The sequence below is a fragment of the Streptomyces toxytricini genome (genome assembly GCF_014649915.1).
Taxonomy (GTDB): domain Bacteria; phylum Actinomycetota; class Actinomycetes; order Streptomycetales; family Streptomycetaceae; genus Streptomyces; species Streptomyces toxytricini.
Window position 1 is genome coordinate 16,251 of sequence record NZ_BMTY01000009.1, and the last position, 10,456, is coordinate 26,706.

Here is a 10,456-nt window from a genome sequence, read left to right on the forward strand (position 1 = left end):
AAAAACGCCTCCGGGGCGGGTCGGTCGGTCAAGGGTGGCCCGAAGGGCCATCGCGCAGCGACGCGACGACGAAGGAGGAGCGCCCTTGAGGGACCGGCCCGCCCCGGACACCATCAACTGCCGGGGACACCACCGGCAACCTCCCCGATCCCGACCGACCGGCTACCGCCCACCCCCACCCCGCCGTCTCCTCTCCGACGCCGGCTGATCGGCTCCGCCCGGCCCCCGCCCCGCCGCTACTTGACCGCCGGCCCCTGCGGCAGCGTCTGGAGGGCGCTGCCCGCGCCTGCCAGGGAGGCGTTCGTGGACTTGGTGGCCGAGCCTGCCGCCGCGCCTGTCACCTCCAGGGCCGTCTTCGTGTCCTGTACGGCCTGGCCCGGGTGGTCGACGATGTCGCCGACGCGCTTCGCGAGGGGGGCTGCCCCCTGGAGGTTCGTGCCGTCGGCGTGGGCGGCGCCGGCCGCCAGGCCGAGGGCGCCGGAGGAGAGGGCGAGGACTGCGAGGCCGCGCTTCACGACGTTCTTGGCGTTCTTCGTGTTCTTGGCGTTCTTGGCGTTCATGGCGTTCATGGCGTTCATGGCGTTCATGGCGTTCATGCCGCGTACAACGACCTGCCGGGCCCGGGGGTCACCCCCGGGCCCGGCAGGGCCGTGTGCGCGGAGTCGGGTCAGTCTTCGACGACCAGGGCCGGCGTCGACTTGGTGAGGACCTCGCCGCGGAAGAAGGCGGGGCTGCGGCGTTCGGTGACGAACATGACGCCGAGGCCGAGGACCAGGAGGCCGACGCCGATGACGAAGACGCTGCCGACGCCGAGGACGGTGGATCCGGACCCGTATGCCGGGTCCCACATGTCGACCAGGGTCTTGAGGAAGACGGCGGCCAGCAGGATCCCGCCCAGGAGGGGGAAGACGCCCTTGAAGAAGAGGTCGCGGGCGCTGCGCCGCAGTTCGGCGCGGAAGTACCAGGCGCAGGCGAAGGCGGTCAGCGAGTAGTAGAAGCAGATCATCAGGCCGAGCGCGAAGATCGTGTCGGTGAGGACGTTCTCGCTGACGAGGGTCATGACGGTGTAGAAGGCGCCGGTCGCGACGCCCGCCATGACGGTGGCGCGGCCCGGGGTCTTGAACTTCGGGTGGACCTTCGCGTACGCGGGCGGCAGCGCCTCGTACGTGGACATGGCGAGGACGGTGCGCGCCACCGGGATGAAGGTGGTCTGCAGCGAGGCGGCGGCGGAGGCCAGGACCGCGACGAAGAGGAGGACGCCGAGGGCGGGGCCCATGACGGGGCCGGCGAGGGCGGCGAAGACGTTGTCGGAGGTTTCCGGGTTGGCGAGGCCGAGGCCCTTGTCGCCGGAGCCGACGGCCATCTGGGCGGCGATGCCGGTGGCCAGGTAGGAGCCGACCAGGACGACCATGGCGATCAGCGAGGCGCGGCCCGGGGTCTTGGCGGAGCCGGTGGTCTCCTCGTTGGTGGCGAGGCAGGCGTCCCAGCCCCAGTACATGAAGATCGAGAGGGAGAGGCCGGCGGTGAAGGCCGCCATGGACTCGACCGCGAACGGGTTCATCCACTCCCAGGAGAAGTCGAGCCCGGTGTCGAAGCTGCCGGCGGACGCCTTCTGGAGGGCCATGGCGACGAAGACGGCGAGGACGACGAGCTGCAGGCCGACCAGGGCGTACTGGACGCCCTTGGTGGCGGTCATGCCGCGGTAGCTGATGGCGGTGGCGACGGCGATCAGGGTGAGGCAGGTGGCGATGTGGACGAGTTTGTTGTCGTCGAGGGCGGCCACCGACTCGCTGCCGGTGATCTCGCCGGCCAGCAGCCAGAAGTAGGAGGTCGCCACGCCGGCCAGGTTGGACAGGACGATGATCGTGGCGATGACCAGGCCCCAGCCGCACATCCAGCCGATGCGGGGGCCGAAGGCCTTCACGGTCCAGGTGAAGGAGGTGCCGCAGTCGGGTACGGCCTTGTTGAGCTCGCGGTAGGCGAAGGCGACGAGGAGCATCGGGAGGAAGCCGGCCAGGAAGACGGCCGGCATCTGGACGCCGACCTCGCCGGCCGTCGAGCCGAGGGTCGAGGTCAGGCAGTAGACGGGGGCGACGGTGGAGATGCCGATGACGGCGCTGCCCACCAGTCCCACGGACCCCTTGCCGAGGCCCTTGCCGCGTACGTCGGTGACGTCGCGTGCCGTGTCTTCGGCCGCGGGCCGAACGTCCAGCTGAGTCATGCCAATGGACGTTAGAGCCTGCGGTTTCCACATCCGGAGGATGAGAGTCCGGAATTCCGGAGCGGAAATGACCTTGGAATTCGGACGCCAGACTCGGACCCGCGGCGGGTTTGCAAGGCGGCCACCGGGGTGTTACCCCCGGTTCACAGGACCCGGTCCGACGGTTTCGGTATGCGGAAACCGCAGCCATGTCCGTTTTGCCCGGTTCGAAATTTTCCCGCACCAGTTTTCCGGCACCCTTTCCGCCGCGCCGCCTCCCTCACCCCGCCCAGACGATCGCCTGCACCTCGCTGTACGCGTGCAGCGCGTACGATCCCACGTCCCGCCCCACCCCCGAGCGCTTGAACCCGCCGAACGGCGCCTCCATGTTCCGGCCGACCGTGTTCACCCCCACCCCGCCCGCCCGCAGCCGCCGCGCCACGCGGAACGCGCGCGCCGCGTCCCGCGACCACACGTAGCTCAGCAGCCCGTAGTCGCTGTCGTTCGCCAGCGCCACCGCCTCGTCCTCACCCCCGTCGAACGGCACCACCGCCACGACCGGCCCGAAGACCTCCTCCCGCACCACCCGCATGTCCGCCGTGCAGTCCGCGAGCAGCGTCGGCGCCACGTAGAAGCCCCGCCCACCGCCGCCCCCGCCCGGGCCGCCCCCGCCCGGACCCACAGCCGGCCGCTGCCCGCCGCACACCACCCGGGCGCCCTCCTTGCGGCCCAGCTCCACGTACGCCTCCACCCGGTCGCGGTGCGCGGCCGAGATCACCGGGCCGACGACCGTGCCCCGCTGCGCCGGGTGCCCGATCCGCAGGTGCGCCGCGTAGCCGGCGAGCTTCCCGACCAGTTCCCCGTACACCGACCGGTGCACGATGACCCGGGTCGGCGCGGTGCAGATCTGGCCGCTGTAGAAGGAAAACGTGGTGCCGATGCCGGCGACGGCCGCGTCCAGGTCGGCGTCGTCGAAGACGACCGCGGCGCCCTTCCCGCCGAGTTCCATCAGCTGCCGCTTCATCGTGCGGCCGCACACCTCCGCGATGCGCTGCCCGACCGCGGTGGAGCCGGTGAACGACACCATGTCGACGTGCCCGGACGCCACCAGGGCCTCGCCGACGCCCGCCGACTGCCCACCGACGACGTTGACGACGCCCTCCGGGACCCCGGCCTCGGCGAGCGCCTCCGCCATCCGGAACACCGACAGCGGGTCCTGTGGCGCCGGTTTGACGACGACCGTGTTGCCCATGGCCAGCGCGGGCGCCACCTTCCCCGCCGGGTTGGCCCACGGGTTGTTGTACGAGGTGATGCAGGCGACCACCCCGACCGGCTGCCGCACCTCCAGCGCGCCCAGCACCGCGGACCGCCCCATCGGCCCCGCCGCCGTGACCTGCGGCGGCAGCCCGCGCTCCACCGGTTCCAGGGCGCCCCGCGCGTACCGCCGGAACCGGGCGGCCCCGACGCCCACCTGCATCGCCCGGGCCACCGCCGTCGGCGCGCCGCTCTCCGCGCGGGCCAGCTCCGACCACGGCTCGGACTCCCGCCGGATGACGTCGGCGGCCCGGTCCAGGATCCGCGCCCGCTCCTGCGGATCAGTCCGCGACCAGCCCTCGAACGCCGCGGCCGCCGCCGCGGCCGCCTCCTCCACCTGCGCGGGCGACGCCTCGGGGGCCAGGCCGACCACCGACTCGTCCGCCGGGTCGACGACCTCGTAGTGGCCGCCCGCCGGCTCCACCCACTCCCCGCCGAGGAACAGCCGCCGGGCACCGTCGCCGCGCTGCGCCCCGCTCACCGGGTCGCCACCGTCCGCGTGTCGCGGCCCGAGCGCAGCACCCGGCCGGGAATCGCGCCCGTCACCTCGTCGTCTTGGACCGTCTCCACGCCGTTGACCCGCACCGACACGATGCCCACGGCCCGCGCGTCCAGCCGGGGGCTGCCGCCGGGCAGGTCGTGGACGAGCGTCGCCGGGCCGGCGTCGATCCGCTCCGGGTCGAACAGCACCAGGTCCGCGTACGCGCCCTCCGCGATCCGCCCGCGGCCGCGCAGCCCGAACAGCCGCGCCGGATCGTCGGACAGCATGCGCACCGCCTGCTCCAGCGGCGCCAGGCGGCGTCCGCGCAGGCAGTCCCCGAGGAAGCGCGTCGTGTACGGGGCCCCGCACATGCGGTCCAGGTGCGCGCCGGCGTCGGAGCCGCCGAGCATGACGTCCTCGTGCTGCCAGGTCTCGGCGCGCAGTGCCCAGCTCGCCGGGTCGTTGTCGGTGGGCATCGGCCACAGCACCGTGCGCAGGTCGTCGTTCGCGCAGATGTCGACCAGGCAGGCGAAGGGGTCCTGGCCGCGTTCGGCGGCGATGTCGCGGACGACGCGGCCGGTGAGGCCCTCGTTCTCCTTGCTGTAGGTGTCGCCGATGACGTACCGGCCGAAGTCGGCGAGGCGCCGGAACACCCCGGCCTCGGGGCTGCCGGCACGGCGCAGCATCTCCGCCCTCACGGCGGGGTCGCGCAGTTCTGCGATCCGCTCGGGGACGGGCAGGCCGAGGACGGCGCCCCAGCCGGGGATCAGGTTGAGCGCGCAGAACGAGCCCAGCGACATGTTCATGGGGGTGAGGATCGGCATGGTGAGGGCGACGATCCGCCCGCCGGCCCTGCGGGCGCGCTCGGAGGCGGCGAGCTGCCGGGGCACCCGGTCGGGGACGGCGGCGTCGATGGTGAGGACGTTCCAGTTCAGGGGCCGCCCGGCGGCGGCGCTCATGGCGACGAGCAGGTCGATCTCGGCGTCCGTGAAGCGGTCGAGGCAGCCGGCGACGATGGCCTCCAGCTGGGTGCCCTCGTGGTCGCCGACGGCGCGCGCAAGGGCGATCAGCTCGTCGGGGCGGGCGTGCCGGGAGGCGACGGGGGCGCCGTCGCCGTCGGAGTGGGTGGCGGACTGGGTGGTGGACAGGCCCCACGCGCCGGCGTCCATCGCCTCGTGGAGGAGGGCGGTCATCCGGTCGAGCTGGGCGGCGGTGGGCTGCCCGCCGACGGCGTCGGCGCCCATGACGTGGCGGCGCAGCGCGCAGTGGCCGACCATGAAGCCGGCGTTGACGGCGATGCGGCCCTCCAGGGCGTCGAGGTACTCGCCGAAGGTGGACCAGGTCCAGTCGACGCCGTCTTCCAGGGCCCGCAGGGACATGCCCTCGACCTTGCTCATCATGCGGCGCGTGTAGTCGGCGTCCTCGGGGCGGCCCGGGTGCAGCGGGGCGAGGGTGAAGCCGCAGTTCCCGCCGGCGACGGTGGTCACGCCGTGGTTCATGGAGGGCGTGGCGTACGGGTCCCAGAACAGCTGGGCGTCGTAGTGGGTGTGCGGGTCGACGAAGCCGGGGCACAGGACGAGGCCGGAGGCGTCCTCGACGGTGCGGGCCGGCTCGGTGACGGCGCCGGGGGCCGCGACGGCGGCGACCAGGCCGCCGCGTATGCCGACGTCGGCGGCGCGGGCGGGGGCGCCGGTGCCGTCGACGAGGGTCGCGCCCCTGATGAGGTGGTCGAGCATGGCGGTGACGTCCCTTCTCGGGCCTGGGCGGGGCTGGGGCGGGCGGGCCTGGGCCGGCCGGGGCCGGCGTGGGCCGACGTGGGCGGGCCTGGGCCGGCCTTCGGGGGTCGGCCGGCCGGAGCGGGAGGCAGGCCGCTGCTCCGCCCGCTCCGGCCGGACACCGGGGCCCGGGCTGTCCCCCGGGGCCCCTGCCGGGCGGCGGTCCGGGAAACCGCCGGCCCGGATCCTCAGGCGGCCTGCCGGAAGCGGGTGGTGCGGTGCACGGGATCGGTGTCGATTTGCGGGATGACGTGCTCGCCGATCAGCTTGATCGTCGTCATGGTGTCCTCGTACGAGACCCCTGTGGGCAGGCCGAAGGACAGCTGGTCGGCGCCCGCCTGCTCCCACCGCCGGCACTGGGCGAGGACCTCGGAGGGGTCGCCGCAGATCAGCAGCTCCTCGGCGATGAGGAGCTCGATGATCTCGGCGTTGTACTCGGGGAGGATCTCGGGCCACTGCGGGATCGCCTCGGGGCGCGGGAAGGTGTCGTGATAGCGGAAGACGAGGGACTGGAAGCGGTTCATGTGCGCGTTGACGGCGATCTCGACGGCCTTGTCGTGGGTCTCGGCGCAGATCGCGGTCGAGGTGACCATGACGTTGTCGTTGACGAACGCGCCGATGGCCTTCGCCTCGCGGATCGCGGTCTTGTACTGGTCCAGCACCCACTCCATGTCGGAGACCTTCTGGACGCTGAACCCGAGGACGCCGAGGCCCTTGCGGGCGGCCATGGCGTAGGAGGAGGGGGAGCCTGCTGCGTACCACATGGCCGGGTGGGCCTTGCCGTACGGCTTGGGGAAGACCTTGCGCGGGGGCAGCGACCAGTGCTTGCCCTGGAACCCCTCGTACTCCTCCTGGAGGAACATCTTGGGGAACTCCGCGATGGTCTCCTCCCAGATCTCCTTGGTGTGGTTCATGTCCGTGATGCCGGGCAGGAAGCCGAGGATCTCGTGGCTGCCGGCGCCGCGGCCGGTGCCGAACTCGAATCGGCCGCGGGAGAGGTGGTCGAGCATGGTGACCTTCTCGGCCACCTTGACCGGGTGGTTGACCGGGGCGAGCGGGTTGAAGATGCCGGAGCCGAGGTGGATGCGCTCGGTGGCGTGGGCGAGGTAGGCGAGGAAGACCTCGTTCGCCGACAGGTGGGAGTACTCCTCCAGGAAATGGTGCTCGGAGGCCCAGGCGTACTTGAAGCCGGACTTGTCGGCCTGGATGACGTACTCGGTCTCCTCGACCAGTGCCTTGTGTTCCGCCGCGGGGTCGACCTCGGAACGCGCCCGGGGCACGTATCCCTGCACGAAGAGCCCGAATTCCAAGGGGGTTCACCGTCCTCATGTTTCTGACGTGTCGTCAGATTTGGTGAGGTCGACTGTTCCACCGGGCGCGGGGGAGCGTCAATACCTGATGGAGCGTCAGGATTTTCGGGGTGGGGTCACGGGTCACCCGCTCGCCGGGGTCACGGGTCACCCGTTCAGGAGCGGCCCGACCTCCGCCCCGAACGCCGCGATCTGGTCCGCCAGCTCCGCCCGCCCCCGGCTGCGGAACCGCACCTGGACCTGGTCCACACCCATCGCCCCGTACTCCCGCAGCGACCCCGCCAGCGCCTCCGGCTTCCCCGACAGTGTCCGCCGGCCCACCTCCCACGCCGGCTCCCCCACGTACAGGGCCTCCGTGATCGCCCCCACCACGAACGGGCCCACCGCCCCCGCCGCCTCCCGCAACGCCCTGATCCGCGCGATCTGCACCGGGAGCCGGTCCCGCGGATCACCCTGCGGCAGCCAGCCGTCCCCCCGCAGCGCCGCCCGCCGTACCGCCGCCGGCGACGAACCCCCCACCCACACCGGCACCCGCTCCTGCACCGGCCGCGGCAACTGCGCCAGATCCCGGAACGCGAACCGCTCCCCCTCGAACACCGGGTACTCCTGCGGGCCCAGCGCGGCACGCAGCGCGTCCGTGCTTTCGTCGAGCAGCGCCCCGCGCCCGGCGAAGTCGGCGCCGACCGCCTCGAACTCCTCCCGTACGTGACCGGCGCCGACCCCCAGCACCAGCCGGCCGCCCGACAGGCGGTCCACCGTCGCGTACTGCTTCGCCGTGACCAGCGGATGCCGCAGCCCCACCACCGCGACATGGCTCAGCAGCCGCACCCGCTCGGTGATCCCGGCCAGGAAGGCCAGCACCGCCACCGGGTCGTACCAGACCGCGCCCATCGCGCCCGCGAGGCGGCGCGGTATCGCGACGTGGTCGCAGGTCGCTACGTACGCGAACCCCGCCCGGTCCGCGGCCCGCGCCACCTCGGCCAGGTCCTCGGCACCGGCCGACGCCTCCCACGGCTCGGCGTACAGGGGGCTCTGCGACTGGACGGGCAGCTGCATCCCGTACACCAGCCGGCCTTCCGGAAACACGCGCGCCGTAACCGCCATGCCACGCCTCGCCTTCATCCGCGGCCCGCCGCCGTGCGGGCGACGGAGACATGGTGGTAGCTGACGCAACGTCAGACAAGGGGGATGGTGGAGCGGCAGGTCGGGGCGAAGGTGTCAGAAGCCCCGCGGGCCCATGGCGATCACCGGCTTCGCTGCGGGGTCCAATACGGTCAGGAGCCGCGCCATGGCCTCCTTCGAGATCCCGACACAGCCCTGCGAGGGGCCGTCGTGGTCCACGTGCAGCCAGATGTTCCCGCCCTTGGCCCGGCCTTCCGGTTTCACCGGGTCCAGCGGCGACATCCCGCGCCGGCGGTTGAAGTCGATCGCGATGACGTAGTCGAAGGACCCCTCCAGCGACTCCCCCTCCACACCGTGACCCGACGCCACGAAGGCCCGGCTGTGGTCGTACGGCAAAAGCGTCCCCGGCGGCTTCGGCAGCAGACCACCCGCATCGCTCAGCGAGAACACCCCTTCGGGGGACGTCAGATCACCGTACCGGCGGTCCGCGGACCACCCGTTCGCGCCGTTCCGCGCGGGCCAGCTCTCCGCGAGCACCCAGTCGGCACCGGGTGCGGGCCGCGTGTAGAGCGCCGCCGTGGCGTGCGAGGAGCTCCGGCCGTGACCCGTCACGAGGACCAGCTGCCGCGACTCGGCCGGGATCCGCGCCACCGTCCGCTCGCTCACCCCGGACAGCCCTTGCAGGGCGTTCCGTTCCCGCGCCTGCGCGACGGGGGGCCGGTCGTCGGATCTGTGCGTACGGGCCTCGGTGGCCCCGGAAGCGCCGTCGACGGCATGCACCCAGGCCGCGGTGCAGGCCAGAAGACCGAGGGCCGCACCGGCACCGGCGCGCTTGACCGTACGGGACCGCAGGGAGCCGGCCCGGAGACGCTTGCTCATTCCCCCGACCGTACACAGAACGCACCCGGGAGGTGACACGGCGTGGACGGCGCGGCGGGGTGGGGGGAGGGAAAGGCGGGGGTAGGTGGGCGGGTGGGGCGGGTGGGGCGGGGGTGGGGGCGGGGTGGGGGTGGGGGCGGGGTGGGGGTGGGGTCAGGTAGGCGGGAGCCGAGGGGGCGGGGCCGGGGTGCGACGGCCGAAGTGAGGTGAACGGCAGCTGGCCGATCGCGACCGCGATGCGACGGCGGAGGAGGGGTCGGCGGGAGCCGATGGGTCGGGGTCGGGTGGGTGGCTGGGGGAGTCCCCGGCAGTTGATGGTGTCCGGGGCGGGCCGGTCCCTCAAGAGCGCTCCTCCTTCGTCGTCGCGTCGCTTCGCGATGGCCCTTCGGGCCACCCTTGACCGACCGACCCGCCCCGGAGGCATTTTTTCTGCCGGGGCACCCCCAGGGGAACGGCCTGGAGGTACCCGGACCAACAAGCCGGATCAGGGACCGCCCTCCCCCGCCCCGGCGACCCCTTTCACCCCACCGGCATCAGCCGCCCCGTCAACGGGAGCCCGGCCGTCGTTGACGTCGGGAAACGACGCCCAGAGCATCATCCGGCGACAGGAGCGCCCCAGATCGCTACGCGGCCCGGCCTTCTTGGCGTCCGGCGGCCGTTCGGGGCCGGGGCGCGGCAGATCGCTACGTGGGCGCCCTCGGCTCAGCGGCCGTCGGCCGTCAGGGGCCGAACGGCGCCCCAGATGGCCACGTGGGCTCTGTCTGCTCGGCGGCTGGCGGCAGTCGTGACCGCGAAGCGCCCATCCTGCTCCGGCTTCCCCTGTTTCGGCGCCGACCCGCCGCCTGGGGCCCTGGCGCCCCGACTCGCTGCACGCCGCCGGCCTCTTGGCGGCGGGGCGACCGTCATGGGTCGCGAAGCGCCCAAGCTCGCTTCCTGCTCCTCCCCCCGGCGGTCGACGCCGACACAGGGCGGGCACGTGGTGATCTCGGGCGCTTCGCGACCCCAGGCGGGGATCAGACGCCGGGCAGACGGGGGCGTGTAGCGATCTGTCGCGTTCCTGTCTCCGGATGATGCTCTGGGCGTCGTTTCCCGACGTCAACGACGGCCGGGCTCCCGTCGACGGGTCTGCGGATGCGGGTGGGTCTGGATGCGGCCGCCGGGGCGGGAGAGGGGGCTGCATGATGCGCCTGGGTGGCTCATGTTCCTCCAGGCCGTCCCTCCCCCTGGGGGCTTCCCGGCAGCTCTTTGTCTTTCCGGTGTGGGTCGGTCTGTCAAGGGTGGCCGTCAGGCCATCGCGGAGCGACGCGACCGCAGGGAGCGCCCTTGACCGGCCGGCCCGCGCCGGAAGGACGATGGGCTGCCGGGAAGCCCCCAG

The 10,456-nt window shown here is 73.0% G+C and carries 7 protein-coding genes; all 7 read right to left on the reverse strand.

Annotated features, from left to right (window positions below):
• Positions 1-236 precede the first annotated feature (236 nt).
• The 7 genes from IE170_RS12940 to IE170_RS12970 all read right to left on the reverse strand — a co-directional run bounded on the left by IE170_RS12940 (position 237) and on the right by IE170_RS12970 (position 9,081).
• Entirely contained in the window at positions 237-596 is a 360-nt protein-coding gene (locus IE170_RS12940) for a hypothetical protein (protein WP_223856718.1), read from the reverse strand.
• Positions 597-667: 71 nt separating this feature from the next.
• Positions 668-2,221 carry an APC family permease gene (locus IE170_RS12945; protein ID WP_189809504.1) on the reverse strand — a complete coding sequence of 518 codons (1,554 nt, stop codon included), beginning with the start codon at positions 2,219-2,221 and terminating at the stop codon, positions 668-670.
• Positions 2,222-2,480: 259 nt separating this feature from the next.
• Complete coding sequence (locus IE170_RS12950) at positions 2,481-3,995, reverse strand: aldehyde dehydrogenase family protein (RefSeq protein ID WP_189809505.1); 1,515 nt, start codon at positions 3,993-3,995, stop codon at positions 2,481-2,483.
• Complete coding sequence (locus IE170_RS12955; RefSeq protein ID WP_189809506.1) at positions 3,992-5,731, reverse strand: N-acyl-D-amino-acid deacylase family protein; 1,740 nt, start codon at positions 5,729-5,731, stop codon at positions 3,992-3,994. Before IE170_RS12955 ends, IE170_RS12950 begins: the two co-directional genes overlap by 4 nt.
• 227 nt (positions 5,732-5,958) lie before the next feature.
• Positions 5,959-7,080, reverse strand: a complete 1,122-nt coding sequence (locus IE170_RS12960) for an LLM class flavin-dependent oxidoreductase (protein ID WP_189809507.1) — start codon at positions 7,078-7,080, stop codon at positions 5,959-5,961.
• Between the two features lie 147 nt (positions 7,081-7,227).
• Complete coding sequence (locus IE170_RS12965; RefSeq protein ID WP_223856717.1) at positions 7,228-8,184, reverse strand: TIGR03619 family F420-dependent LLM class oxidoreductase; 957 nt, start codon at positions 8,182-8,184, stop codon at positions 7,228-7,230.
• Between the two features lie 114 nt (positions 8,185-8,298).
• The gene (locus IE170_RS12970) at positions 8,299-9,081 is read right to left on the reverse strand and encodes a hypothetical protein (protein ID WP_189809508.1); all 783 of its coding nucleotides are present in this window, start codon (positions 9,079-9,081) and stop codon (positions 8,299-8,301) included.
• Positions 9,082-10,456: the final 1,375 nt, after the last annotated feature.